Consider the following 24303-nt stretch of genomic DNA (forward strand, 5'->3'; position numbering starts at 1 on the left):
TCAGAACCTCCCGTCGCGCACGGCGAACTTGGTCGGCTTCCCGGACAGCGGCAGCCCCCGCGACAGCCAGCTGGCCTGCCAGGCGATCAGCGTGTCCAGCGGCACATCCGGGTAGCCGAACAGGCCGTGGCAGCGGGAGGCGTCGCTCAGCAGCGCCGTGCCGCTCTCCTCGCCGGTGAAGGTCGCCTCGACGCCGAGGGCGGCGCCGAGCCGGGTCGCGATCCGCCGCACCGACGCCGTCTCGGGGCCGGTCAGGTTGAGCGTGAACGCCTCCGGAGCGCGCGCGTGCGACAGCGATCGCAGCGCGACCTCGTTCGCGTACCCCTGCCACACCACGTTGACGTGCCCGGTCGTGACGTCGACCGGTTCACCCGCCGCCACCGCGGCGGCGATGTCGGCGATCACGCCGTAGCGCAGGTCCACCGCGTAGTTGAGGCGCAGGATCGCGACCCGGGTGCCGTACGCGGCGGCGGCGTGCTCGAAGACGCGTTCCCTGCCGAGGCAGCTCATCGCGTACTCGCCGACGGGTCCCGGCCGGTCCTCCTCCGCGCAGCCGCCGGAGGCGAGGTCCGCCAGCGGATACACGTTGCCGGTGGAGAAGGCCGCGATCGCCGAGGCGCGATAGCGCCGGGCGACCGCCGCGGGCAGCGCCGCGTTGACCGCCCACGCCTGGTAGGGCGCGGCCGACGTGCCGAATTTGGCGCCGACCATGAAGACGACGTTCGCCGCGTCGGGCAGCCCGGAGAGGTCGTCGCCGCCCATCAGGTCGTGACGCACCACGTCGACGCCCTCGTCCGCCAGCGCCCGCGCCGCGGCGTCGTCGGACCAGCGCGAGACCGCGTACACGCGGGCGGAGCCGCGTCCGGCGGCGTCCAGCGCGCGCCGGGCCAGCCGGACCAGGCTCGGCCCCATCTTGCCGCCCGCGCCGAGGACGACGAGGTCGCCGTCCAGCCGGCCGGCGTCGGCGACCAGCCCGGCCGAGGGGGTGGCCAGCCGCTCTTCGAGCTCCCGCTCAGAGGTGAACATGTCGTGCTCCTTGGTGGTGTGGCCGGCGGTAGCCCACGCCCAGCCGGTCGAGGAGCGGCAGGTGGGCGGTGAGCCGCCGGGTGAAGTCGCCGAGGTCCCGGCCGGAGGTCCAGGCGGCCTCGGCGACGGCGCAGAGCCGGGGGAAGGCGTTGTAGTCGAAGCGTTCCCTCGTGGGGAGGTACTCGCCCCAGAGCTGGGCCTGCACGCCGAGGACGCCTTCCCCCGCGTCGAACCCGTAGACGGTCTCCAGCGGGAGCGGCCCGGCGATGCTGACCGGCTCGCCGGGGGCGTCCGACTCGGCGTAGTCGAGGTAGGTGTGCGTGTGCGGCGCCGCGACGACGTCGTGCCCTGCCCGCAGGGCGGCCTCGATCCGGTCCACACCCCGCCAGGCCATGATCAGCATGTCCTCGGGCGGGTCGTGGTCGAGCATGTCGTCCCAGGCGACGGCGCGGCGGCCGAGCCCGCGCAGATGCCCGGCGAGGAGCCGCCCCCACCAGCCGTGCAGGGCCTCCGGGCCGGGGAGCCCGGCGCCCGCCACCCGCCGGGCCGCCTCGGGGCTGGCCGCCCACTCCTCCGTGCGGACCTCGTCACCCCCGATGTGGACGAACCGGGACGGGAACACGTCGCACAGCTCGTCGAGCACGTCGCGCGCGAACCCGGCGGCGCGGTCGCTCACGTTGAGCACGTGCGAGGAGATGCCCCACGAGGTGCGGACCCGCACGGGCTCGGCGGACGGGTGGCCGAGCCAGGGGCAGGCGGCGATCGCGGCCTGGGAGTGCCCGGGGAACTCGATCTCGGGGACCACGGTCACGCCCCGGGCCGCCGCGTAGTCCACCAGGTCGCGCAGCTCCCGCTGGGTGTAGAAGCCGCCGTGCGGGGTCCCGTCGAACCTGCCCTCCCGGGCGTGGCCCTCCGGGGACTCGGCGCGGTTGGCGCCGACCTCGGTGAGCGGCGGGTGCGCGCGCACCTCGAAGCGCCACCCCTGGTCGTCGGTGAGGTGCAGGTGCAGCACGTTGAACTTGTGCAGCGCCAGCAGGTCCACGTACGCGCGCAGGAAGGAGACCGGGCGCCACCAGCGCGCCACGTCGATCATGACGCCGCGCCAGGCGTACCTGGGCACGTCCCGGACGGTCACGCACGGCACGGCGCCGGGCGCGCCGAGCTGGCGCAGCGTCTGGACGCCCCAGCCCAGCCCGGCGGCTCCGGCCGCGGTGATCCTGGCCGTTTCCGGGGTGACGGTGAGCGTGTAACCCTCGTCGCCCAGCGACGGGTCGTCCACGAGGTCGAGGACGATCTCCCCGGGGGCATCGCCGTCCTCGGGGAGGCCGAGCAGCTCCCGCGCCGCGTCGGCGTGCGGGCCGCGCACCCGGGCGCCCCGATCGAGCGGGAACCGGCCGTCCCCCGAGATGAGCGAGGTGACCTGGGGAATCACCGCCCGAGCACCTCGCGGAACGCCGCGAGCGCCTCGCCGACGGGCGGCGCGTCGGGATACCACACGCGTTCCCATTCGAGCGCGAGATAGCCGGAATATCCGATGCGGTCCAGCTCGGCGAGCACGCCGGGCACGCCCACCGCGCCCTTGCCCGGCAGCACCGGCGCCAGGTCGGTGGGCGACGCCGCGTCCTTGATCTGCACGTGTCTCAGGTAAGGCGCCAGCGCGTCCGCGGTGGCCGGGGCCGCCTCGCCCGCCCGCCACGGGTTGACCACGTCCCACAGCGCGCCGACGCGCGGCGAGCCGACCCCGGCCAGGACTCCGGCGATCGCCTCGCCGGTGAGGAAGACGTCGTGGGTCTCCAGCAGCACGTCGACGCCGTTGTCCGGCAGCCGGTCGGCGACCTCCGCGAGCCTCCGAGTCGCGGCGGCGGCCGGGCCGGCCTGCCCTTCGACACCGCCGAAGACCCGCACGTACGGCGAGCCGAGCGCTTCGGCGATCTCCACATGACGCAGCACCTCGGCCACCGGGTCGCCGTCCGGCCGCGCCACCCGGGTGTAGGAGCAGACGGCGACGACCTCGACTCCGGCGGCGGCGAACGCGCGCGCGACCTCGCGCAGCTCGCCGGCGGGCGTGTCCGGCGAGATGATCTCGCCGTCGGCGCAGCGCAACTCCACACCCGCGCAGCCATACCGGGAGGCCGTGGCGATGACCTCGCCGACGGGGGCGCCGGGCATGCCGAGCGTGCTGAACGCGAGAGGGTTCACAACTGTCCCTTCACAGTGATGGAGGACCCCTGACGGGATGACTCGTAGACGGCGAGGGCGACGTCCAGGACGGACAGCGCGTACTCGGGCGTGACCTCGGGTGTGCCGTTCTCCGCGCAGGCCCGCGCGAAGTCGGCGAGCTGCGCCGCGAACGCCGTGGCCATCTCACCCGGCTCGGGCGCGGCCACCTGGGTGGCGACCCCTCTGCGGAAGGACCAGACGCCCTCGCCGCGGCTGATCCGTATCGCGCCCTCGCCGCACACGACCTCGGCCTCGTCGGTGAACGGAAGGCCGGTGCCGGTGACGGACATGGTCGAGCGGGTGCCGTCGGCGTGCCGAGCCAGGGCGACCGCCTCGGTCTCGACCGACCCGTCCGCGGGTGCGGCGGTGTGGCCGGTGACCTCGACGATCGGCGAGCCGACGAGCATCTGGAGCTTGTCGATGCTGTGCGTGCCGACGTTGAGCACGATGCCGCCTCCGGCCATGCCGGGGTCGAGGAACCAGCGGGGTCGCGCCGGGTCGGCGTAGTCGGCGGTCCGCCGCTCCGAGGCCACCACGACGCGGCCCAGCTCGCCCGAGGCGAGGTAGGAGGCCGCGGCGCGCAGCGTCGGGACGAAGCGCAGCACGTGCCCGACCGCGAACACGACGCCGGCCGCGCGGCAGGCCTCGATCATGCGGACCGCGTCCTCGCGCGTGGTGGCGATCGGCTTCTCGAGCAGGACGTGCAGTCCGGCCGCGGCCGCGTCCAGCGTGATCGGGGTGTGCAGGGCGTGTGGGACGGTGATCACGACCGCGTCGAGGCCGCCCGCGTCGATCATCGCCCGGTGATCGGTGAAGGCGAGGGCCCCGGCCTCCGCGGCCAGCTTCTCCGCCGCCTCGGCGCGCACGTCGCACACCGCGACGACCTGCGCCTGCCCGCCGGTGCGGCGGGCTGCGGCCACGTGGAACTCCGCAATGGTGCCCGCGCCGATGACACCCAGGCGCAGCCCGGTTGTTGTTGTCACGATTTCCTTTCCGGTTCGGATGAGGGCGCTTTCAGCCCTTGAGTCCCGCGGACATGGTTCCGCGGACGAAATAGCGCTGGGCCAGGACGAACACCACCAGCATCGGCAGCAGGCTCATCATCGCCGCGGCCGTGACGAGCTGGTCGTTCCCGACGAACTGGCCCTTGAGGCTCAGCACGCCGACGGGCAGCGTGTAGTGCTCGGGTGAGGTGAGGTAGATCGTGGGTTCGAGCACGGCCTTCCACGACGTGGTGAAGGTGAAGACCGCGAGCGTCGCCAGGGCGGGCTTGGCCAGCGGGAGGTGGATCCGCCAGAAGACCTGCCAGGGGTTGGCGCCGTCGAGGCTCGCGGCCTCCTCGAAGTCCTTCGGGATGCCGAGGAAGGTCTGCCGCATCAGGAAGATCCCGATCGGCGTGGCCAGCCAGTACGGCACGATGAGCGGCAGCAGGGTGTCCAGCCAGCCCAGCGAGCGGAAGAGCAGGAAGTTCGGGACGATCGTGATGACGGTCGGCAGCATCATGGTGCCGAGGGCCATGGTGAGCAGCGTCTGCCTGCCGGGCAGGCGCATCCTGGCCAGGGCGTGCCCGACCATGGCGCTGGTCAGCACGTTGCCGGCCACGGCGAGGACCGCGATCAGGAGGCTGTTGGTCAGGTAGAGCCCGAACGGCGTGCGCCGCCACACCTCCGCGTAGTTGTCCCACTGGATCGGGTCGGGGATCCAGCTCGGCGGCACCTGGATGTACTGCGCGAAGCTCTTGAGTGAGTTGCTGAGCGCGGCCACGAACGGCAGCAGCATGACCAGCGCGCCCGCCGTGACCAGGACGTAGGAGACGGTCTTACGCATAGTGCACCCACCTGCGCTGGAGCCGGAACTGCACCAGGGTCAGCGCGAGCACCAGCACGAACAGCACCCACGCGATGGCCGAGGCGTAGCCCATCTGGAAGAACTGGAAGCCCTGCCGGTAGAGGTGGAGCACGGTCAGCTCGCTCGCCCCGTGGGGACCGCCGTCGGTCATCACGAAGACCTGCTCGAACGACTGCAGCGTCTCGATCGAGGTGAGCACCAGCACCAGGAACGTGGTGCCGGAGATGCCCGGCAGGGTGATGTAGCGGAACCGGTTCCACGCCGACGCGCCGTCGATCTTCGCCGCCTCGTAGCGCTCCTCGGGGATGGCCTGAAGGCCCGCGAGGAAGAGCACCATCATGTAGCCGACGCCCTTCCACACCGCGACCGCCGCGAGCGTGGGGATGACCAGCGCCGGGTCCTGCAGCCAGTTCTCGGACGGCAGCCCGAGGAAGCCGAGCACCTGGTTGGCGAGGCCGGTCTGCGGGTTGAAGACGGCGTCGGCGACGTACGCGACGACCACCCACGACGAGACGACCGGGACGAAGTAGGCCGCGCGGAACAGGGCCATGCCGCGCAGCCGCTGGTTGAGCGCGACCGCCAGGCCCAGGGCCAGGACCGTCTGGGTCGGCACGAACAGCACCGCGAAGTACGCCGTGTTGCCGAGGGTCCGCCAGAAGACCTCGTCGCCGAACAGCCGGGTGAAGTTGCCGAACCCGACGAACTTCGGCGAGGAGAGCAGGTCGTAGTCGGTCATGCTGAAGAACAGCGAGGCCAGCAAGGGCCAGGCGGCCAGCGCGACCAGATGGAGCAGGTAGGGCGAGGCGAAGGCGAACGCCCAGGCGCGCTCGCCCGCGTGCCGTCTGCCGGCCGACGGCCGCGGGTCGGCGGCCACCTTCCCGGCCTTCCTCGTGAGCACCGTCACTGCGTCTGCCCCGCGTAGAAGCGGTCGATGACCTCCTGGGCCTCCTTCTGGCCGGTCGCTAGCGCGGTGCCGACGGGCGAGGCGCCCGACAGCGCCTCGCTGATCCGCTTGGACAGGGCCTCGGTGTACTCCGACCACACGGCGTTGGCGCCGAGGTCGGTGGCCGCGTCGAGCGAGTCGAGGAACGCCTGGCGGCGATCGGCGGGCAGGGCCGTGGCGGCGGCCTTCTTGTTGATCGGGATCGCCTCGCCGAGCTCGGCCCACTTGCGCTGCGGGCCCTCCCCGGAGAAGAAGGTGATCCACTTCCACGCCGCGTCGGCCTGCGCAGGCGAGGCCGCCTTGCTGACCACCCACGAGTTGACGATGGCGACGTTGCCGCGACCGGCCGGGCCCTTGGGCATCGGGGCCACGCCGAAGTCGACGCCCGCGCTCGCCGCGGGCAGGGTGCGGGCGTAGATCCCGTACGACATCGCGACCCGGCCGGTGGCGAACAGCGTGTGGACGACGCCCTTGCCGAGGCCCTCGGTGGTCGCGTAGTCGGGGGCGAACCCGTCCTTGCCCATCGCGCCGAGCATCCAGTCGAGCGCGGCCTTCGACTGCGGGCTGTCGACGACCACCTTGCGGTTGCCGTCGGCGACGATGTCGCCGCCGAACGCCTTGATGATCGGCCACCAGCTCTCGGTGAAGCCGGGCGAGTAGGCGCGGAAGCCGTAGGTGTCGGGCTTGCCGTCGCTGTTGCTGTCCTTGGTGAGCTTCTTGGCGGCGGCGGCCAGGTCGTCGTAGGTCCAGTCGGCGGTCGGCGCGTCGACCTTGGCCTCGGCGAACAGCTTCTTGTTGTAGAACAGCACCGGCGTCTGGGCGCCCTGCGGGAAGCCGTAGATCCGGCCCTTGGCGTCCCGGTTCAGCTCGATTCCGGAGTAGTCGGCGGCGTCGACGGTCTTGACCCGGTCGGTCAGGTCGGCGAGGGCGCCGCGTGCGGCGAACTCCTGCACGAGCACGCCGTCGGACAGCCACACCTGCGGCGCCTGGCCGCCCGCGATCTGGGTGCGCAGCCGCTCGAAGAACTTCACGTACGGCGCCACCTCGAGTTCCACCTTGATCGAGGGGTTGGCGGCCGTGAACTCCTTGACGAGTTGCCGCATGGTCGTGTCGGCCGGATCCCCGGCTGCGGCGTAGAAGCCGAGTCGCAGGGTGACCGCTCCCGACTCGTCGGCCGAGCCGCCGCACGCCGCCGTGGCGGCCACGGTGAGGACGGCCGCCGCGGCGGCGAGCATGCGCAGTCTCATTGGGTCCTCCAGCAGGAAGGGGGGAAAGGGGGTGAGGATGACGGCCGGCGTCAGCGGGGGACGCGGACCTCGACGAGGCTGCCGGAGGCGGCGCCGCAGGAGGCCCGTACGGCCAGGCGGGGCTGCAGCACGACACGGCAGACGGGGGCGGCGGGGCCGAGCTCGATCCGGCGGAGCAGCAGCTCGGTCGCCATGCGGCCCACCTCCGCCTTGGGCGGCGACACCGCGGTGAGCGGCACCTCGGACAGGTCGGCGACCTCGTCGTCGTAGGCGACGACGGCGATGTCGTCGGGGACGGTCAGGCCGACCCTGCGCAGGTAGGGCAGCAGCGCGGTCGCCTCGCGGTCGCCGAGGCACACCACCGCGCGGACCTTCTCCGTCACGCAGGCGTTGGCGTAGGCGAGCATGTCGGGGCCGGTCCAGACGGGCTGCCTGGCCACGGCGTCCGGGATCTCCGGCAGCCCGAGGTCGGCGACGGCCTGGCGGTATCCCGCGAACACCTGCTCGGAGGTGGCGGTGCCGATCCGGCCGAGGTAGCCGATCCGGTTGCGCCCGAGCCCGTTGAGGTGCAGGACCGCGGCGTAGCCGCCGCCGTGCACGTCGGTGCAGACGTAGGAGGTCGGGTCGGCCGGTCGGGGGTCCGGCGGCCTGCGCTCCACCAGCACGTACGGCACGGGCAGCTCGCGCAGGCGGGCCAGGTGCGCGGCGGGATCGGCGGCGAGGTGCAGGTTGGGCACCAGCAGCAGGCCCGCGACGCCGACGTCGACGAGCTGCCGGATCTGCGCGAGCTCGACGCCGGGGTCGTAGTCGGAGCACGCGAGCACGAGCTGGACTCCGGCGGCGGTGGCCGCCCGCTCGATGCCCTGGACGATCTGGGGGTAGTAGTAGGTGTTCGACGGGACGAGCGCGCCGATGAGCCGCGGCCTGGCACCGGTGGTGGTGGCGGCGGTCACGAAGGTGCCCGATCCCTGCCGCCGCCGGACGAGTCCCTCGTCGACCAGCAGGTCGACGGCGCGGCGCACGGTGTTGACCCCGACCGAGTAGGTCTGCGCCAGCTCGGCCTCGGTCGGCAGCCTGCCGCCGACCGGCCAGCGGCCCTGCACGATCTCCTGCCGCAGGCGCGCGGCCAGGGTGCGGAATCGGCGTCCCCTTGGGAGGGAATTCATTCCGTCAGGTGGCTCCATAACGGGATTCTTCTCGTCATATCTGGGCAATGTCAACCTAAAGTTATTCCCTTTTTCGGGCGATATTGGGAATGAATTCATGCCTTTAATGGCACGGAAAGGGCCGTCTCCGGGGCGGGAGGCGGCCCCCGGCGAAGCCGGCGTCACCAGCGGGCGGTGACGTTCCTGTCCTTGTCGTACGCCCCGGCCCAGTAGCGGCCGGGGGCGGTCAGGCGGTGGCCGGCGAACCCGACTTCGCCCGTCGGCTGCTTCAACGCCTCCGACGCCGCGGTGGCCCAGCCGTCCGCGCCCGCCTTCACCGTCACGTAGCGCCCGGCCGAGAAGGTGAACCGGCCGCGCACGGTCGCGGCCACCGGCTCCCCGCTCTCCTTGTCGACGACCCGCAGCCGCACCCGTGCGACGCCGCCCTCCACCGTGACCGCCATCGAGTCCACCACCATCGGACGCAGGTCCGTGGTCCCGGTCGTCACCGAGACCGGGGCGGACGCGGGCCCGCGATGCCCCGCGACGTCCACCGGCACGATCCGGTACGTGTACCTGGTGCCGGGCAGCAGTCCGGTGTCGGTGTAGGTAAGGCCGCGGGCCCGGCCGGCGAGCGTGCCCGGTCCGGGCGTGAAGCCCGGCTCGGTCGATCTGTGCACCTCGTAGTGGTCGACCTCGGTGTCGTCGTGGGCCCGGCCGTAGGTCAGATCGACGGTGGCGTGGTCGAACGCGACCGCCTCGGGCGGCGAGCCGACCCCGGTCGGCGGGCCCGAGTCGGCGGGCGGCTCGGGCCACCGCGCCGACGGGCCCCAGATCGTGGGCAGCTCCCGGTAGGAGTCGTAGTGGTGCAGCGCCACCCCGGCGAAGGCCGAGCTGCCGGAGAACGCCTGGTAGACCTTCGCCAGCTCGGTCTCCAGCGCGTCCCTGCCCTCCTCGCGGAAGGTGATGCTGGACGGGTCGCCGCTGGTCGCGATGTCGAGCGTCTCCACCCCGACCACCACGGAGAGCGGCTTGCCGATCCGTTCGGCGTAGGCGATCTCCCCGGCCGCCTGCGCGATGATGCCGGCCCCGCCGTCCGCCTGGTCGCGATAGTCCATGATCGCGACGTAGTCCGCCATGTCCTGGATGTGCTCGGCCATCGTCCCGGTCCTCCCGCCGTACGGGATGTCCGTGCAGCAGGCGGAGGTGTCCAGCCAGCGGGGGATGGCGGGGCCGAACAGCAGCGGCTGCCCGGACGCGTCCCGGCGGGCGATCATCGCCCGCAGCGTGTCCAGCCATTGGATCTGCACGTCCGGCTTGGCGCTGTTGAACCACGGCAGGCTGTACGGCTCGATGTCCACGTTGACCCCGTCGAAGCGCTCGGCCGGCGCCGACGAGAGGTTGTAGTCGAGCACCCGCTCCATCTCCCGGACGGCGCGGTCGCGATGCCGGGCGAGCGCCCCGAGGTAGGGCGGGCGGGTCCCGCCGGCCACCGTGGCGTGCACCTTCATCCCCCGGCGGTGCGCCCAGGCCACGAGGTCGCGCAGCTCAGGACGCGCGTCCTCGATCATGTCGCGATCCGCGTACGTGTCCACGCCCAGATACATCGTGGAGCCGGGCGCGAGCACGGTCTCCAGCAGGCGGCGCGACCCGGGGTTGAGCACCAGGTTGTAGGAGGCCTTCTCCCAGATCCACATCGCCCGGTCCTGCCGGTGCGCCGCCGGGCGCTCCTTCTTCGCCGCCCCGAACGCCACGTAGGTGCTGGCCGACCTGGACACGTGGCCGCGCGCGTCGACCGCCTCGGCCTCCAGGCTCGCCATCACGTCGCCGTACTTCGCCGGGTTCACCAGCGCGACGTACCGCCCCCGGGCGCCGGCGGCGCGCTGCCACGGGCCGCCGTTGACCCGGATCCGCACCGTGCGGACGTCCGCGCCGGCGACGTTCACCCGCACGATCCCGGGCCGGGTGAGCCGCGCCCCGTCGGCGGGCTCGGCGATCGACACCTCCGGCGCCCTGGCCCGCGGGTTGTCCACCCGCAGCGTCAGCGCCTCCGACCACGTGCCGTACCGCGTCTCGGCGTCCGTGGCCTTGGCGTAGACCTCGATCTCGCCGTCCATCCCGCTGGTGTCGAGGTCGTAGGACCACGTCCCGGTGTCGTCCGCGTCGGGGTCGCTCACCCTGGCGCGCTCGATCCGCTCGCCGTTCACCACCACGTTCACGTCGTACGCGCCGGTGAAGCGCCCGGCGAGCCGGATGACGCCGGCGGCGGCCTCGGAGGAGTCGATCACCACAGACGGCGGGTCCGCCGCGGCGGCCGGAACCGCCGGCATGGCCGCAAGGGCGAGCACGAGCGCCCCGGCGGTCCTCAGAAGCCCTACAGGCATGGAAGCCACCTCCACAGGAATGAATTAATGCTGAATTGCGACAAATCCGCACAGCGGAATCCGCGAGATGGCGAAACCATAGCTCCGATATAAAGCGATAAAAATGGAATGAATTGCCTCCTGCTCGCTACTGTGGAGCCGTGCATCGCGTCGGTGAGATCCTTCGGGCCGTGTCGTCGGCGCTCGCGCTCGCGCTTGTACTGTTCGCGGTGACCGGCTGCGGGGGCGGCGGAAGACAGACGCTCACCGTGTTCGCCGACACCTCGCTCACCGGGACGTTCGGCTCACTGGGCAAGACGTTCGAGGCCGCCCACCCCGGCGTCGCCGTCCGGTTCGACTTCGGCGGCAGCTCCGCGCTGGCGCGGCGGATCGTCGGGGGAGCACAGGCCGACCTGTTCGCCGCGTCCGGCGCGGCGGCCATGCGCGGGTCGGGGGCGCCCGGCCCGCGGGTCTTCGCGCGCGACAGCCTCCAGATCGCCGTGCCGAAGGGCAACCCGGCCCACGTCACGAGCTTGAAGGACCTGGCCGCTCCCGGCGTCAGGGTGGCCCTGTGCGCCGTGTCCGCGCCGTGCGGGGCGGCCGCCCGCACCGTGCTCGCCGCCGCCGGTGTCACCGTCTCGGCGGTCGAGCGGGATCAGGACGGCAGGGCCGCGCTCGGCAGGGTGCGCCTCGGCCGGGCGGACGCGGCGCTTGTCTACCGTACGGACGTCAGGGCGGCGGCGGGAGCGGTGGAGAGCGTGGACTTCCCCGAGGCGGCCGGGGCGGTCGAGGACTACCTCATCGCGACCGTCCCCGGGACCGAGCGCCTCGCCCTGACCCGGGAGTTCGTCGACCTCGTCCTGTCCGACGAGGGCCGCAAGGTCCTCGGAGATGCCGGCTTCACCCCCGTGACAGGGTGATCTGCGGGCTTTCCATGAGCCGGGCCGCCGTACGCTCGGCGGTGGCCCTGGCCCAGCGGCCGGTCGTCAGGACGGCGACCGACAGCACGATCAGCCCATACAGGGCGTTGACGCGGTAGGCCACGTGCGCGGCCGAGACGAAGGCGCTGTTCGCGGCGGCGGAGGAGGCGGCGCCGGAGACCACGGAGCCCGCGATGGCCACGCCGAGGGACTGGCCGACCTGCCTGCTGGTCGAGGCGACCGCGGCGGCCACGCCCGCCTGCGCGAGCGGCATCCCGGAGACCGCGGTGTTGGTGATCGGGGGGTTGAGCATGCCGAACCCGACGCCGAAGACCAGGTAGATCCCGAGCAGCAGGGGGAGCGGCGTGGTGAGCGTCACCTGGGACAGCAGCGCCCCGGCGGCGGCCAGGCACACGCCCGCGACGATCAGCGGCACGCGCGGGCCGCGGGTGCCGACGAGCCGGCCCGACAGCGGCCCCACGATCGTCGTGGTCGCCGCGACCGGCAGCGTGCACAGCCCCGCGGCGAGGGCGGACAGCCCGCGATGGCTCTGCAGGTAGAGCGTGTTGAGGAACAGGAAGGCCCCCAGGCCGGCGAAGCCCGACACCGCCATGACGGCCGCGCCGGAGAACGGCGCGCTGCGGAAGAACCGCATGTCGATGAGGGGCTCGGGCCTGCGCAGTTCGAAGACGACCAGCGCGGCCAGGGCCACCGCCGCGACGGTGAAGCAGACGGCGCTCACGGCGGGGCCCGCGGCCCGGCCCTCGATGATCCCGTATGTGAGCGTCCCGAGCAGGACGATGATCAGCACCTGTCCGACCGGGTCGGTCCTCCGCGCCGATGGCGCCTTCGACTCCGGGATGAAGCGCCAGGTCAGGAACAGCGCGAGCAGGCCGATGGGCACGTTGATCCAGAAGATGGCCCGCCAGTTCACCGCGTCGGTGAGCAGGCCGCCGACGACCGGTCCGAGCGCCATGCTGACGCCGACCACGCCGCCCCACACGCCGATCGCCTGGGCCCGCTCCCTGCGGTCGGTGAACGTGTTCGTGATGATCGACATGGCCACCGGGTTGAGCATCGACCCGCCGACGGCCTGGACGACCCGGGCGGCCACCAGCCAGCCCAGGCTCGGGGCGAGGCTGCACAGCAGCGACCCGGCCGTGAAGATCACCAGACCGGTCTGGAACGTGCGGCGGCGGCCCACCCGGTCGGCCGTCGAGCCGGCCAGCATCAGCAGGCTCGCGAGCGTCAGCGTGTAGGCGTCCACCGTCCACTGGAGGCCGGAGACCGGCGCGTGCAGGTCGTGCCCGAGCGACGGCAGGGCGACGTTGACGATCGTGTTGTCGAGCGACACGATCAGCAGGCTCATGCAGCAGATGAGGAGGACGAGGATCCGCCGCCGACGGGTCATTTGCGGCACCACACCACACAACCGTACAGATCCGGTCATGGGCCGCTTGCGGCAGGGCAAACCGAATGAAATTCTGCTCGCATGCGTGCGACGGCGAACGGCATCGAGATCTGCTACGAGGTGTTCGGCGAACCCGGGGGACGTCCGGTCGTCCTCATCATGGGGCTCGGAGCACAGATGATCAGCTGGCCGGAGGGGCTGATCGAGCTGCTGGTGGAGTCCGGCCATCGGATCGTCCGGTTCGACAACCGGGACGCGGGCCTGTCCACCCACTTCACCCCGGCGGACGACCTCGCGCCAGCCCCGTCGTACAGGCTGGACGACATGGCCGACGACACGGCCGGCCTGATGGACGTGCTGGGCTGGGAGAGCGCCCACGTGGTGGGCGCGTCGATGGGCGGCATGATCTCCCAGGCCTTCGCCATCCGCCACCCCGGCCGGGTCCGTACGCTGACCTCGATCATGTCCACGCCCGGGCCCCGCGTGGGGCGTGCGACCGAGGCGGCCATGGCCGCCCTGATGGCGCCCGCCGCGCGGGACCGCGACGAGGTGATCGCCCGCGCCGTCGAGACCGCGCGGGTCGTCGGCTCTCCCGGCTACGAGATGGACGTCGAGCGCGTCACCCGGGTGGCCGCGGACGGCTACGACCGGTGCTTCGACCCCGCGGGCACCGCCCGGCAGTTCACCGCGATCCGGATCTCCGGCGACCGTACGGAGGGACTGCGCGGGCTCTCGACGCCCGCGCTGGTGATCCACGGCGAGGACGACCCGCTGGTCACCCTCGAAGGCGGGATCGCGACCGCGGACGCCATCCCCGGCGCGAAGCTGCTGACCTTCCCGGGGATGGGCCACGACCTGCCCCGCCCGCTCTGGCCGGTCATCGCGGAGGCGATCACAGAGCTGACCGGGCGGGGTTGATCCGGACGGGGTTGACCGGGCGGGGCTGACAGGGCGGGGTTCAGATCTCGAGCTTGTCCTCGATCGCGCGGAGCTGGTGCCGGGCCATCGCGAGGTTGGCCCGGTTGCGGTCGAGGGCGAGGTAGAGGAACAACCCCTTGCCGCCGCGGCCGGTCAGCGGCCGGATGATGTGATACTGCGTGCCCAGCGTGATGAGGATGTCCTCGATCGCGTCGTTGAGCTTGAGCGCGTCGATCGCGCGGAGCTTGGCCTTGACCACCTCGGTGTTGGCCGCGGCGGCCACCTGGAGGTCGAGGTCCTTGGAGCCGCCGAGCGTGCCCAGCGCCATCCCGCTCCCGTAGTCGGCCACCGCCGCGCCGACCGCGCCGTCGATGGTCAGCATCTCCTTCAGCGAGACGTCCATGTTCGCCATGTCTCTTCTCCTGTTCTGGTTGGTCATCCGCGTTCGACGATGGCGGCGATCTTGTTCGCCGCCCTGCGTCCCTCGATCCGGAGCAGGCCGAGGTTGGCTCCCTGACCTGCGAGAACGGTGAGGACGAGCGTGGGGCCCGCGGCGTAGCACGCGGTGTGCCCCTGGGTGCCGGAGATCAGCGTCTCCTCCAGCCGCCCGATCCTGGCGAGATCGGTCATCTTCCGGCTCAGCGACAGCAGCGCCGACGTGAGCGCCGCGGTCTGCTCGGTGTCCGCGGCCAGGTCCGTCGTCACGAGCATGCCGTCGATCGTGCAGGTGAGCGCTCCGGTGATCTCGGGCGCCCGTTCGCGCAGGACAACCAGTTCCTCGTGTATGTCGTGGCGCAGATCCACCGAGACACCCCTTCCGGCCCGCTTGAGCCACCCGATCACTACAGCGCCTCCAGCGCGTCACGCAGCCTCAGCAGCAGGTTCACGTCGGTCGCGTCGCCGTTGACCTGCGGCAGTCCCGAGCCGGTCCCCGAGCCCGCCCCCGGGCCGGCCCGTGGGGGCTCCGCCCGGGGCGTGCGCCGGGGCAGCGCCGCCGTCTCGCCCGTCACCACCAGGCCGGCCGCCGCGAGCTCCCGTACGGCCAGCAGCGTGGAGTAGGCCGGACGGCCGAGGCGGCGGGCCAGCTCGACCGGCGTGGCGGTGGAGTCCGCGGCGAGCAGCAGCTCCCACTGCAGCCGGGTGAGCAGCGCGTGCGTGCCCGGGATCCGCCGCAGGGGCGTCACCGGCCGCGCGTCCATCTCGGCCGACGGCCAGGCCCGCTCCAGGCGGGCCCGGCGCCTGGCGCACTCGCGCAGCAGCCCCGGCACGTCGAAGAACCAGTGGACCCCGAGCCAGTGGGCGTCGCCCTCCCTGAACCTGGTCCTCGCCGGCTTCGACGCGGGAAGGAAGAACGCCGCGTCGAGCGTGGCGGACAGCACGCAGAACTCCAGCTCGCCCCGGCTGAGCACCCCTCTGCCCACGAGCAGGGCGCCGCCGTCGCCGCCGGGACCGGCCTCCTGCCGCGCGTGCCGCATCCCGTTCGCGCTGATCCGGCCCGACGCGCCGAGCAACTCCTCCACGCCGGGCGTGGCCGCGCACTCCACGTACGACACCCGGCCGCGGACGTAGTAGACCGTGCCCTCCTTGCCCACCCGCAGTGAGCCGGTGGCCTCGTCCTGGGCGAGGCCGGTGAGCACGGTGTCGAGAGTCGGGGCGGCCACCGGTCAGGCTCCCATCAGGAGGCGACCAGCTCGTCCGTTATAGTGCGCAGCCGCCGCCGTGCCAGGGCGAGGTTCGACCGCTCCACGTCCAGGCGTACGCACAGCAGTAGCGGGCCGTCGAACATCATCTCCATGGGCCGCACCAGGTGGTAGGCCGAGCCCGTGGTGACGATCACGTCCTCGATCCGGAAACCCGTCTCCTGGGAGGCCATCGCGATCCCGTCGAGCGTGGCGCGGTACGCCTCGCTGAGCCCCGCGGCCGCCCTTCCGGGATCGGCGATCCCCTTTCCCGCGACGGCCATGCCGCTGGTGTGGTCCACGAGAATGGCCCCGAGAGCACCCGGGATCGACATGGCTTCGGAGAGGCAGTCCTCTATCCCGATCAACCCGTAACTCCTCGCCTCGCCGGTACAGCGCGGCCAACACTAGAGGAGCAGGTGGACGAGTCACCCGAGCCGGAAACGGCCGGAGTGAACGGATTAGTCCCGAAGAATAAGAATTCTTCTTCCCGGAATGGTAATCCCGGTTTTCATGAAATTTCCTCGTATCGGGGATGGCGCGTGCACCGCCGCACGGCGGCCAGAATGGGAGGCGTGGAACGGATTCTCGTCAGCGCCTGCCTGCTCGGCAGCCGGGTCCGGTACGACGGAGGGGCCAAGACCAGCGACGACGACCTGCTCGCCCGCTGGCGCGCGGAGGGGCGGCTGGTGCCGTTCTGCCCCGAGGTCGAGGGCGGGCTGCCCGTTCCCCGGCCGCCCGCCGAGATCGAGGGCGGCGCGGGCGGCGCGGCCGTCCTGGCGGGCGCGGCCCGGATCCTGACGCCGGAGGGCGACGACGTGACCGCCGCGTTCCTGTCCGGGGCGCAGCAGGCCCTCGCCGTCGCCCGGTCCTTCGGCGTACGGGTCGCGATCCTCAAGGAGGGCAGCCCGTCGTGCGGGTCGCTGCGGATCTACGACGGCAGCCACCGGGGGAGGACCACCCCCGGGCAGGGCGTGACCGCGGCGCTGCTGGAGCTGAACGGCGTCCGCGTCTTCGGCGAGGACCGGATTCCGCAGGCCGCTCGGTATCTGGCGAGCCTCGTCACGGAGACAGGGGATCGGATGTGACGATGACGGCCTTCTCGTCGGGCTTGTGCACCAGGACGTTGTCCACGTAGGACCGCACCGCGGCCTCCAGGCCGACGTCCTTGCCCGCGGCCTCCGACATGTACCAGCGGTGGTCGAGCACCTCGTGGAAGAGCTGGGCCGGCTCCAGCTTGCGCCGCAGGTCGGCCGGGGTCGCGTTCACCACCGGCTGGAACACCTCGGCCAGCCAGCGGTGGGCCACGATCGCCTCGTCCTCGTGCCGCAGGCCGGTGGACACCCGGAACGAGTCGAGGTCGTTGAGCAGCCGCCTGGCCTGGTTCTCCTCCACGTCGAGGCCGGTCAGGCGCAGCAGGCGGCGCTGATGGTGCCCGGCGTCCACGACCTTCGGCCGGACGATCAGGCGGGAGGTGCCGGCCTTGCGGCGCACCATCATCTCGGCGACGTCGAAACCGAGCGAGTTGAGGCGACGCACCCGCTGGTCCACGCGGTGCCAGTCGACCTCCTCGATGATCTCGTCCTCGGTCAGCTCGTCCCACAGCCGGTGGTAGCGCTCGACGAGCTGCTCGGCGAAGGCCAGCGGGTCGATGGTCGGGTGGAGCAGCCCGCCCGCCTCCAGGTCGAGCATCTCGCCGTAGATGTTGACGTGCGCGACGTCGATGTCGTGGGCCCGCTGGCCCTCGCTGATCGCCGGATGGAGCTCACCGGTCTCGGCGTCCACCAGATAGGCCGCGAACGCCCCGGCGTCCCGCCGGAACAGCGTGTTGGACAGCGAGCAGTCGCCCCAGTAGAAGCCGGTCAGGTGGAGCCGTACGAGCAGGACCGCGAGCGCGTCGAGCAGGCGGATCAGCGTGTCGGGCCGCACCGAGCCCGACAGCACGGCGCGGTAGGGCAGCGAGAACTGCAGGTGCCGCGTGATCAGGGCGGAGTCCAGTTCGGAGCCGTCCGGGGCGGTCCTGCCGGTGACGACGGCGACCGGCTCGACGGCGGGGGCGTCGTGCCGCGCCAGGTCCCACAGCAGCTGGTACTCCCGCTTGGCGTACCGGGTGCTGATCTCCTTGATCGCGTATACCCGGCCGCTGAGCCGGGCGAAGCGCACCACGTGCCGGGAGATGCCGCGGGGCAGCGTCACCAGATGGTGGACGGGCCACTGTTCGAGGGGGACGTCCCACGGCAGGCGGATCAGGTCGGGGTCGCTGGGGGCGCCGGTGATCTGCAGGGGCACCAATCGCTCCTTATCTGGGGGCTTCCACCCAAGTGTCGCGGATAGAGTCGGGCGCTATGACGCTGGTGGACGAGTTCATCGACTGGTACCTGGCCGAGAACCCGGTCAGGGCGGCCCTCCTGGGGGCCGACGGATACGACCGCACGCTGGGCGATCTCAGCGCGACCGCCTTCACGGCGCGGGAGCGGGCGGCAGAGGAATGGCTGCGCAAGCTGTCGGAGTCGACGCCCGAGAGTCCGGAAGACGAGATCGACAGGGACCTGGTCGCCGCCCATCTGCGCGGGCAGATCGCGCTGGCCCGCTGGCCGGAGTGGCGGCGCGAACCGGCCGCCTACCTCGGTGTGATGTTCGGGTCGATGTTCACGCCGTTCCAGCAGCGCCTCAAGCCGGAGGCCGAGCTGGTCGACGCCGCCGTCGCGCGGCTGGCCGAGGTGCCCGCCGTGCTCGCCGCCTGCCAGGCCAACCTGGACCCCGATCTCGCCGCCGACCTGCTCGTCAAGCGCGGCCTCGACCAGGCCCGTACGGGACGCCGCTTCCTGACCGAGACGCTGCCCGCGCTGGTCGCAGACCCGGAGCTGCGGTCGCGGCTGGCGCGGGCCGCCGAGCCCGCCGCCGACGCCTTCGACGGGCTGGTCCGCTTCCTGGAGGGCTTCGAGGCTCGGGGCACCTGGCGGATGGGCGAGGAGCTCTACTCCGCGCTGCTGCGCGAGCAGGAGATGCTCGGGTACGGCTCCGCCGAGCTGCACGAGAAGGGCCGCCAGGCCTGGGCCGAGCTGGACACGCGGATGACGGAGGTCGCCGCGCGCCTCGGTTCCGGCAGCTGGCGGGAGGCGATGGAGTCGCTCATGGACGACCACCCGCCGACCCTGGAGGCCATGCGCGCCGAATACGAGGCCGAGACGCTGCGGGCGCGCGAGTTCGTCCGCGAGCGCGGGCTGGTGACCTTCCCCGAGGGGGAGGTGTGCCGGGTCGAGCCCTCGCCGGAGTTCCAGCGGCCCATCATCGCCGTGGCCAGCTACCTCGCCCCGCCGCCGCTGTCGTCCTCGCGCGACGGGGTGTTCTTCGTGCCGTACACCCCCGACGGCTTCACCGAGGAGCAGGTGCGGCAGCGGCTGCGGACCAACTCGCGCCCCCAGATGCCCTCGATCAGCGTGCACGAGGGCTACCCCGGACACCACTGGCACCTGTCCTGGATGGCCGGCAACCCGCACCGCGCCCGCAAGATCTTCCGTACGCCCTACTTCGTGGAGGGCTGGGGGCTCTACGTCGAGAAGCTCATGCACGAGCAGGGCTACTTCGACACGCCCGAGACCGAGCTCGCCCACCTCGACTGCCGCATCTGGCGGGCCGCCCGGATCGTGGTGGACACCGCGCTGCACTGCGACGACATGACGATCGAGCAGGCGGAGGAGTTCCTGACCACGAAGGCGTCGCTGTCGCCTGGCACCGCCGCCGGGGAGGTCAGCCGCTACTGCGCCTGGCCCACGCAGGCGCCCTCCTACCTCACGGGCGCGCTGGAGATCGAGCGTATCCGGGCGGACTACACGGGCGATCTGCGGACCTTCCACGACACGATCGCGGGCTCCGGCGGGCTTCCGCTCGGCCTCGCCCGCAAGGTCGTCCTCGGTTAGTCCGGTCAGCCGCTGAGCGCGCGTTCGATGACGGCGGTGAGCTGGCCCTCGGTGAGCACCGTGGGCCGGCCCACCCCGAGGGCGCGGACGTAGACCTCGCACAGCCACTCCAGCAGGCGCGCCGCCTCGAACGCCTGCTCCAGGCCGCCGCCGATCGTCACCGCGCCGTGGCTGGCCATCAGGGCGGCCTGCCTGCCCTCGATCGCGGCGATGACGTTGCGGGCCAGCTCCGGCGTGCCGTACGTCGCGTACGGTGCCACCCGGACGGCCCCACCGAGCAGCAGGGCGTTGTAGTGGATCGGCGGCAGCTCGGTCATGGTCGAGGCGACCACGGTCGCGAAGACCGAGTGGGTGTGCACCACCGCCCGGGCTCCGGTCGCCTCGTACAGCGCGAGATGCATCGGCGTCTCCGAGGAGGGCTTGCGCTCCCCCTCCACGACTCGCCCTTCGAGGTCGACCACGGGGCAGTCCTCCGGGCGCAGCCGGTCGAGCGCCACACCCGAGGGGGTGACGACGACCAGATCGCCCTCGCGCGCGCTCAGGTTGCCCGAGGTCCCGATCACCAGGCCGAGGGCCGCCGCCCGCCGGCCGTACTCGCACAGCTCACGCCGCAGCTCGTCCACGTGCTCGTCCACCTGCTCATCCACCCGGCGAATCTACACAATCGGCGGTGTTTCGTGATGTCCTGATTTCATGTACGAGGCTTCCGAGTGGCGCCGCGAGGGAGACACGATCCGCAGGACCGTGGTCGCCCGAGATTTCCGTACGGCCATCGCGATCGTGAACGACATCGCCGAGCAGGCCGAGGCCCTGAACCACCATCCCGACATCGACATCCGATGGCGCACCCTCCACCTGGCGCTGACCACCCACGACGCCGGCGGCCTGACCGATCTCGACTACAAGCTGGCCGCCCGCATCGACGCCATCGTGGCGGACCACGAGGCCGGATAGCCGGTTCTGCCAGGGCGCGTTCTGCTAAAAGGCGTTCTGTTAGAGCGCGTTCAGTGTGGCGACGAGCTGTTCCTCCTCGCGCGCGAAGTGCGCCTCCAGCTCGGCCGACAGGCGCGTGAGCGTGGCCCTGACGGCGGCGGGGTCGCCGGAGCCCGCCTCGCCGACCGCCGCACGCACGTCGTCCCTGATCCGGGCCAGCCGCACGTGCTCTTCGCGCAGGCGGTCGAGGGTCGGGGCCAGCCCGGGGAAGGCCCGCTCCAGCAGGGGGAAGCCCCGCTCGTTCTCGTTGGCGTGGTGCTCGTGGAAGGCCGTGCAGAAGGACAGGCAGCGCTCTCGCAGCGCCCTCTCCAGGCCATGACCCGGCGGATTCACGGGCGTACCCGTGGCGAGCCCGTCCTCGACCGCGGCCAGCAGCGCGGCCATCTCCGCCCGCAGTCCGTCGTGGATCCGCACCAGCTCGTCGCCGATCGCCCGGGCGCGCTCGTGGTCGCGCCGATAGAGAGCGATGACCGGGATGACGCGGGAGGTGCGTGCCTGGTAGTCGGCGAAGCCCGGGACCAGCTCGGCCTGACGGGCGTACATGCGGTCGCGCTCCTCGCCTGTCAGCGGTACGGCCGTGGCGGTGAACGTCTCGATCGCCGTCCCGTCGCCCGTCTCGACGGTCACCGTGGGATTGGCCAGCAGGTTGTGATACCAGTCCGGGTGGCGCGGCGCGCCCGCGTAGGAGGCGAAGACGAGGATCCTGTCCCCGTCACGCAGGCAGGCGACCGGGTTCGTCCGGGCGGCGCCCGTTCTGGCGCCGGTGGTCGTCAGCAGGATCAGCGGTGTCCCCTCGAACGGTCCGCCGACCCTGCCGCCGTTCGCCCGGAACTCTTCGATGATCTTGTCGTTCCATTCGGACATGCGACGATGGCTCCTGAGCCTCAGATGTATTTGCTTTGATAGCAAAGCTATTTTGGAGATCAACATATGTCAACGGATGAGGGGCTGAGCCTGGACGAGGGGGTCCGAACCCTCCTGCTGCTGATGCCGCGGTTGGTGGGTCGCGCCAAGCGCACGCCGGTCCCCGAGTCGCTCCGGACGCTCGACCTGGCGCCGCGGCACCTGTCGCTGCTGTCCTACCTGCTGTTCGACGGTCCACTCACGGTGAACGAACTCGCCGCCCGGCTGGAGGTCGCCCCGGCCACCGTGAGCCTCATGGTGGGCGACCTCAGTCGCAAGGGCGTCGTGGACCGGCGCGAGGACGACGCGGACCGCCGCCGCACGATCGTGAGCATCGCCGAGGCCAACCGGGAGGCGGTCGACGCCTGGCTCGCCCGCGGCGCCCGTGCCTGGCGCAGTGTGCTGGAACCGCTGACGAGTGAGCAGCGGCGGATGTTCGTCGAGACGCTCCGCGCGTACGAGGAGGCCGTCACCGCTGACGCCGAATGACGGGTCATATGGCCCGATTTAATTTCATATCGCTGGTTTTGGTTTCTGTCCCGCCTGTGATTCCACGTTGTTGGCTGGCGAGCTTGCCGCATGCTCGCGGAGGGTGAAAGAATTCATACAGGTTTTCGAATCACTTGAAGGAGGGTGTGATGGGTCTGTTCGATTCGGACCCCGAGCACCCTCATCGTTCGAATAATGCCGACGGTGACTGGTGGGATCGATTGACTGCCGATTCCCCTTTATGGTCGTCCGAAGGTTCGCTCGCTCGCGAAGAATGCCCTGTTGGTTATTTTCCGATCGTTGAGCCTGGAACGGAGGATTCCCGGAGCCCGCGCGACGATTCGGCCAGTGCCGACAGTGCTGTCCCGGACGATGCCGCAGATGCTCACGGTGCCGGTGCCGGTGCCGGTCGAGACAGGGGGCGGTCGTCGTGGGTGCTGGTGGGTTCTGTTCGTGAGTCGGCGCAGGCGTTGGCGCTGGCGCCGCTTCCTGATGATGTGGACGTCTGCCTTGCCGAGGCTGAGGACCTGATGTTCGCGCGGGATCGGATCACGTGCGCGTTGGCGGACCGCGTCGGGCGGGTGCATCGTGCGGGGCAGGCCAAGGAGCATGGGCATGCCTCCACCCGCACCTGGTTGCGTACCGCCGGGGGGATGAGTGTCCCCGGCGCGGGTCGCCTGCTGACCTTGGCCGTGGAGCTGGGCCGCCTGCCGCGGGTGCGGGAGAGGTTCGCCGCCGGTGGCCTGGCGGCGGGGGTGGTGGAGGCGATCTGTACCGCCACCGCGCAGTTGAGCGACGAGCAGGCCGGGCTGGCTGAGCCGATTTTGCTGGAGCTGGCGGGCAAGGCAGGCCCGGCGGAGGTGGCCAAGGCCGGCCGCTACCTCCGCGCGGTGCTGAACCCTGATGGGGAGGACCGTGATGAGCAGGCCGATTACGCGCGGCGTTTCCTGCGGGTCCGCCCCACCGGGGGCGGTGGGCTGGAAGGGGGGTTCTACCTGCCGCGTGAGGCCGCCGCCCGGTTGCGCACGTTGCTGGACGCCTATGCCAAGCCGAAGGCTGAGGGTGATGACCGGCCGCTGCGGGTGCGTAACGCGGATGCGTTCATCGCGTTCCTGGAGGACAAGATCGCCACCGAGCTCCTGGTCCTGGTCAACGCCGAATCCCTCCCCACCGACCCTGAACCCACCGGCCACCCCGACCACCCGGAAGACACCGGCCCTAGCGACACCGGCCCCAGCGACACCGGCCCCAGCGACACCGGCCCCAGCGACACCGGCCCCAGCGACACCGGCTCCAGCGACGCCGGCCCCAGCGACGCCGAAGACACCGGCGACTGCGCCCCCGGCGACACCGGAAGCGCCGACGCCGCCTGCGATGTGAGCACCGGCTCTGCTGAGGGCGACGACGCCGCGCCCGCAGAGGGCGAGGACTGCGACCGTGGTGCGGGCCAACCGGAAGCTACGGACGCCAGTCGCGCGTCAGCATCGCTGGCGCGCGGCGGCAGCGGGCGTCCGCACACAGTGCACCCGCACACAGCACATCCAGACACAGCACATCCAGACACAGCACATCCAGACACAGCACATTCGCACGCAGCGCAGCCGGATCCTCCTCCTGAGGACCTACCTGGACATCACGCCCACGCCGGGCATCGGCCTGCGGGGGAGTGCCGGCATGGGCAGGACGGGTGTGAGGACCGCGGCCATGAGCACCGGGGGTCCGACGAGGGCGGATGCGGGTGCGGCGGTAGAGCGCGGTGCTCGTGCGGAGCGCCGGGGACACCGGGAACACCGGGAACGGCGCCGCGCGAGCGGGGACCGGAGCCGGGGAGGCCACCGGGAACAGCGCCAGGGACGACGCCAGGAGCGCTGCCCGGGACAGCACCAGGGCCGTTGCTGGGGACGGCGCCGGGGCTGTTGCTGGCGACCGGGCAGATGCTGCCCGTCTCCGGCGTGCACCGGCTTGCCCGCACCTCCACGCTGGTGCGTCTCGTGATGGACGCCGAGGGGCAGGTGCTGGACATGGGCCGCAAGGTCCGCCTGGCCACCCCCGCCCAACGACGGGCCGTCTTCGCCCGCTACGCCACCTGCTGGATCGACGGCTGCCCCCTGCCGGCCACGATGTGCCAGATCGACCACGCCGACAACTGGAGCACCGGCGGGCTCACGGACCTGAAGCTGCTCGGACCGGCCTGCCAGTTCCACAACCGCGACCGCTACCGCCACCCCGACCGCTACACCCGCCACAAGACCGGCGTCGACCGCTAGGCCTTCACCTA

Annotated in this window: 24 protein-coding genes; 7 read left to right on the forward strand and 17 right to left on the reverse strand. The window is 71.8% G+C overall.

Annotated features, from left to right (window positions below; translation table 11 throughout):
- The 9 genes from ACQEVJ_RS08215 to ACQEVJ_RS08255 form a co-directional block, all read right to left on the reverse strand.
- Positions 1-1026: an NAD-dependent epimerase/dehydratase family protein gene (locus tag ACQEVJ_RS08215; protein WP_433098790.1), complete on the reverse strand. Its 1026-nt coding sequence runs from the start codon at positions 1024-1026 to the stop codon at positions 1-3.
- Positions 1013-2458, reverse strand: coding sequence for a beta-N-acetylhexosaminidase (locus tag ACQEVJ_RS08220; RefSeq protein WP_433098792.1), 1446 nt, complete (start codon positions 2456-2458; stop codon positions 1013-1015). The genes ACQEVJ_RS08215 and ACQEVJ_RS08220 overlap by 14 nt, the downstream gene beginning before the upstream one ends.
- Entirely contained in the window at positions 2455-3225 is a 771-nt protein-coding gene (locus ACQEVJ_RS08225; RefSeq protein ID WP_433098794.1) for a sugar phosphate isomerase/epimerase family protein, read from the reverse strand. The genes ACQEVJ_RS08220 and ACQEVJ_RS08225 overlap by 4 nt, the downstream gene beginning before the upstream one ends.
- Positions 3222-4229 (reverse strand): Gfo/Idh/MocA family protein, encoded by a 1008-nt coding sequence (locus ACQEVJ_RS08230; RefSeq protein WP_433098796.1) that lies wholly within the window; start codon positions 4227-4229, stop codon positions 3222-3224. The genes ACQEVJ_RS08225 and ACQEVJ_RS08230 overlap by 4 nt, the downstream gene beginning before the upstream one ends.
- Positions 4230-4260: 31 nt before the next feature.
- The gene (locus ACQEVJ_RS08235; protein WP_433098798.1) at positions 4261-5073 is read right to left on the reverse strand and encodes a carbohydrate ABC transporter permease; all 813 of its coding nucleotides are present in this window, start codon (positions 5071-5073) and stop codon (positions 4261-4263) included.
- Positions 5066-5998 (reverse strand): carbohydrate ABC transporter permease, encoded by a 933-nt coding sequence (locus tag ACQEVJ_RS08240; protein WP_433098801.1) that lies wholly within the window; start codon positions 5996-5998, stop codon positions 5066-5068. The genes ACQEVJ_RS08235 and ACQEVJ_RS08240 overlap by 8 nt, the downstream gene beginning before the upstream one ends.
- Entirely contained in the window at positions 5995-7284 is a 1290-nt protein-coding gene (locus tag ACQEVJ_RS08245) for an extracellular solute-binding protein (protein WP_433098803.1), read from the reverse strand. Before ACQEVJ_RS08245 ends, ACQEVJ_RS08240 begins: the two co-directional genes overlap by 4 nt.
- Before the next feature lie 50 nt (positions 7285-7334).
- Entirely contained in the window at positions 7335-8450 is a 1116-nt protein-coding gene (locus tag ACQEVJ_RS08250; protein ID WP_433098805.1) for a GntR family transcriptional regulator, read from the reverse strand.
- Positions 8451-8611: 161 nt separating this feature from the next.
- Complete coding sequence (locus ACQEVJ_RS08255) at positions 8612-10813, reverse strand: hypothetical protein (RefSeq protein ID WP_433098807.1); 2202 nt, start codon at positions 10811-10813, stop codon at positions 8612-8614.
- Between the two features lie 140 nt (positions 10814-10953).
- Here ACQEVJ_RS08255 and modA point away from each other — a divergent pair, with 140 nt between their 5' ends.
- Entirely contained in the window at positions 10954-11712 is a 759-nt protein-coding gene (modA, locus tag ACQEVJ_RS08260; RefSeq protein WP_433098809.1) for a molybdate ABC transporter substrate-binding protein, read from the forward strand.
- On the opposite strand, the gene ACQEVJ_RS08265 is transcribed toward modA, so the two are convergent.
- The gene (locus ACQEVJ_RS08265) at positions 11693-13123 is read right to left on the reverse strand and encodes an MFS transporter (protein ID WP_433098811.1); all 1431 of its coding nucleotides are present in this window, start codon (positions 13121-13123) and stop codon (positions 11693-11695) included. The genes modA and ACQEVJ_RS08265 overlap by 20 nt on opposite strands.
- 81 nt (positions 13124-13204) lie before the next feature.
- On the opposite strand from ACQEVJ_RS08265, the gene ACQEVJ_RS08270 reads away from it, so the two are divergent.
- Positions 13205-14041, forward strand: a complete 837-nt coding sequence (locus tag ACQEVJ_RS08270; protein ID WP_433098813.1) for an alpha/beta fold hydrolase — start codon at positions 13205-13207, stop codon at positions 14039-14041.
- 40 nt (positions 14042-14081) lie between these two features.
- On the opposite strand, the gene ACQEVJ_RS08275 is transcribed toward ACQEVJ_RS08270, so the two are convergent.
- The 4 genes from ACQEVJ_RS08275 to ACQEVJ_RS08290 are packed head-to-tail and all read right to left on the reverse strand — an operon-like array spanning position 14082 to position 16088.
- The gene (locus ACQEVJ_RS08275) at positions 14082-14453 is read right to left on the reverse strand and encodes a hypothetical protein (RefSeq protein ID WP_193201559.1); all 372 of its coding nucleotides are present in this window, start codon (positions 14451-14453) and stop codon (positions 14082-14084) included.
- A 23-nt stretch (positions 14454-14476) separates the two neighbouring features.
- Positions 14477-14845, reverse strand: coding sequence for a roadblock/LC7 domain-containing protein (locus tag ACQEVJ_RS08280; protein ID WP_142557870.1), 369 nt, complete (start codon positions 14843-14845; stop codon positions 14477-14479).
- A gap of 38 nt (positions 14846-14883) precedes the next feature.
- The gene (locus tag ACQEVJ_RS08285; protein WP_433098815.1) at positions 14884-15702 is read right to left on the reverse strand and encodes a MarR family transcriptional regulator; all 819 of its coding nucleotides are present in this window, start codon (positions 15700-15702) and stop codon (positions 14884-14886) included.
- A gap of 14 nt (positions 15703-15716) precedes the next feature.
- On the reverse strand, positions 15717-16088 hold the full coding sequence (locus tag ACQEVJ_RS08290) for a roadblock/LC7 domain-containing protein (protein WP_169947830.1): 372 nt from the start codon (positions 16086-16088) through the stop codon (positions 15717-15719).
- A gap of 207 nt (positions 16089-16295) precedes the next feature.
- On the opposite strand from ACQEVJ_RS08290, the gene ACQEVJ_RS08295 reads away from it, so the two are divergent.
- Positions 16296-16808, forward strand: a complete 513-nt coding sequence (locus ACQEVJ_RS08295; RefSeq protein ID WP_433098817.1) for a DUF523 domain-containing protein — start codon at positions 16296-16298, stop codon at positions 16806-16808.
- Here the strand turns inward: ACQEVJ_RS08295 and ACQEVJ_RS08300 are convergent.
- Complete coding sequence (locus tag ACQEVJ_RS08300; RefSeq protein ID WP_433098819.1) at positions 16783-18009, reverse strand: DUF4032 domain-containing protein; 1227 nt, start codon at positions 18007-18009, stop codon at positions 16783-16785. The two genes, ACQEVJ_RS08295 and ACQEVJ_RS08300, sit on opposite strands and share 26 nt — an antisense overlap.
- Before the next feature lie 56 nt (positions 18010-18065).
- Between ACQEVJ_RS08300 and ACQEVJ_RS08305 the strand changes: the two genes are divergently transcribed.
- Positions 18066-19640: a DUF885 domain-containing protein gene (locus ACQEVJ_RS08305; RefSeq protein ID WP_433098821.1), complete on the forward strand. Its 1575-nt coding sequence runs from the start codon at positions 18066-18068 to the stop codon at positions 19638-19640.
- A 5-nt stretch (positions 19641-19645) separates the two neighbouring features.
- Here the strand turns inward: ACQEVJ_RS08305 and ACQEVJ_RS08310 are convergent, their stop codons facing one another.
- Positions 19646-20287 carry a class II aldolase/adducin family protein gene (locus ACQEVJ_RS08310; RefSeq protein ID WP_433098823.1) on the reverse strand — a complete coding sequence of 214 codons (642 nt, stop codon included), beginning with the start codon at positions 20285-20287 and terminating at the stop codon, positions 19646-19648.
- A 46-nt stretch (positions 20288-20333) separates the two neighbouring features.
- Between ACQEVJ_RS08310 and ACQEVJ_RS08315 the strand changes: the two genes are divergently transcribed.
- Positions 20334-20594: a 4a-hydroxytetrahydrobiopterin dehydratase gene (locus tag ACQEVJ_RS08315; protein WP_433098825.1), complete on the forward strand. Its 261-nt coding sequence runs from the start codon at positions 20334-20336 to the stop codon at positions 20592-20594.
- 39 nt (positions 20595-20633) lie between these two features.
- Here ACQEVJ_RS08315 and ACQEVJ_RS08320 read toward each other — a convergent pair whose 3' ends face one another.
- Positions 20634-21497 carry a nitroreductase/quinone reductase family protein gene (locus tag ACQEVJ_RS08320; protein WP_433098827.1) on the reverse strand — a complete coding sequence of 288 codons (864 nt, stop codon included), beginning with the start codon at positions 21495-21497 and terminating at the stop codon, positions 20634-20636.
- Between the two features lie 66 nt (positions 21498-21563).
- On the opposite strand from ACQEVJ_RS08320, the gene ACQEVJ_RS08325 reads away from it, so the two are divergent.
- Both ACQEVJ_RS08325 and ACQEVJ_RS08330 read left to right on the forward strand, forming a co-directional pair.
- A complete protein-coding gene (locus ACQEVJ_RS08325; RefSeq protein WP_433098829.1) occupies positions 21564-22025 on the forward strand; it encodes a MarR family winged helix-turn-helix transcriptional regulator in 462 nt (153 codons plus the stop codon).
- Between the two features lie 440 nt (positions 22026-22465).
- On the forward strand, positions 22466-24292 hold the full coding sequence (locus ACQEVJ_RS08330; protein ID WP_433098831.1) for a DUF222 domain-containing protein: 1827 nt from the start codon (positions 22466-22468) through the stop codon (positions 24290-24292).
- The last annotated feature ends 11 nt before the right edge of the window (positions 24293-24303 follow it).

This window comes from Microbispora sp. CA-102843 (assembly GCF_050936215.1).
In the GTDB taxonomy this organism is placed as follows: Bacteria; Actinomycetota; Actinomycetes; order Streptosporangiales; family Streptosporangiaceae; genus Microbispora.

Excerpts from the sequence above, each read along its gene's own strand:
- ACQEVJ_RS08215 (WP_433098790.1), bottom strand. The coding sequence starts at position 1,026 with ATGTTCACCTCTGAGCGGGAGCTCGAAGAGCGGCTGGCCACCCCCTCG.
- ACQEVJ_RS08245 (WP_433098803.1), bottom strand. The coding sequence starts at position 7,284 with ATGAGACTGCGCATGCTCGCCGCCGCGGCGGCCGTCCTCACCGTGGCC.
- ACQEVJ_RS08270 (WP_433098813.1), top strand. The coding sequence starts at position 13,205 with ATGCGTGCGACGGCGAACGGCATCGAGATCTGCTACGAGGTGTTCGGC.
- ACQEVJ_RS08275 (WP_193201559.1), bottom strand. The coding sequence starts at position 14,453 with ATGGCGAACATGGACGTCTCGCTGAAGGAGATGCTGACCATCGACGGC.
- ACQEVJ_RS08250 (WP_433098805.1), bottom strand. The coding sequence starts at position 8,450 with ATGAATTCCCTCCCAAGGGGACGCCGATTCCGCACCCTGGCCGCGCGC.
- ACQEVJ_RS08255 (WP_433098807.1), bottom strand. The coding sequence starts at position 10,813 with ATGCCTGTAGGGCTTCTGAGGACCGCCGGGGCGCTCGTGCTCGCCCTT.
- ACQEVJ_RS08325 (WP_433098829.1), top strand. The coding sequence starts at position 21,564 with ATGTCAACGGATGAGGGGCTGAGCCTGGACGAGGGGGTCCGAACCCTC.
- ACQEVJ_RS08235 (WP_433098798.1), bottom strand. The coding sequence starts at position 5,073 with ATGCGTAAGACCGTCTCCTACGTCCTGGTCACGGCGGGCGCGCTGGTC.
- ACQEVJ_RS08305 (WP_433098821.1), top strand. The coding sequence starts at position 18,066 with ATGACGCTGGTGGACGAGTTCATCGACTGGTACCTGGCCGAGAACCCG.
- ACQEVJ_RS08315 (WP_433098825.1), top strand. The coding sequence starts at position 20,334 with ATGTACGAGGCTTCCGAGTGGCGCCGCGAGGGAGACACGATCCGCAGG.
- ACQEVJ_RS08265 (WP_433098811.1), bottom strand. The coding sequence starts at position 13,123 with ATGACCCGTCGGCGGCGGATCCTCGTCCTCCTCATCTGCTGCATGAGC.
- ACQEVJ_RS08320 (WP_433098827.1), bottom strand. The coding sequence starts at position 21,497 with ATGTCCGAATGGAACGACAAGATCATCGAAGAGTTCCGGGCGAACGGC.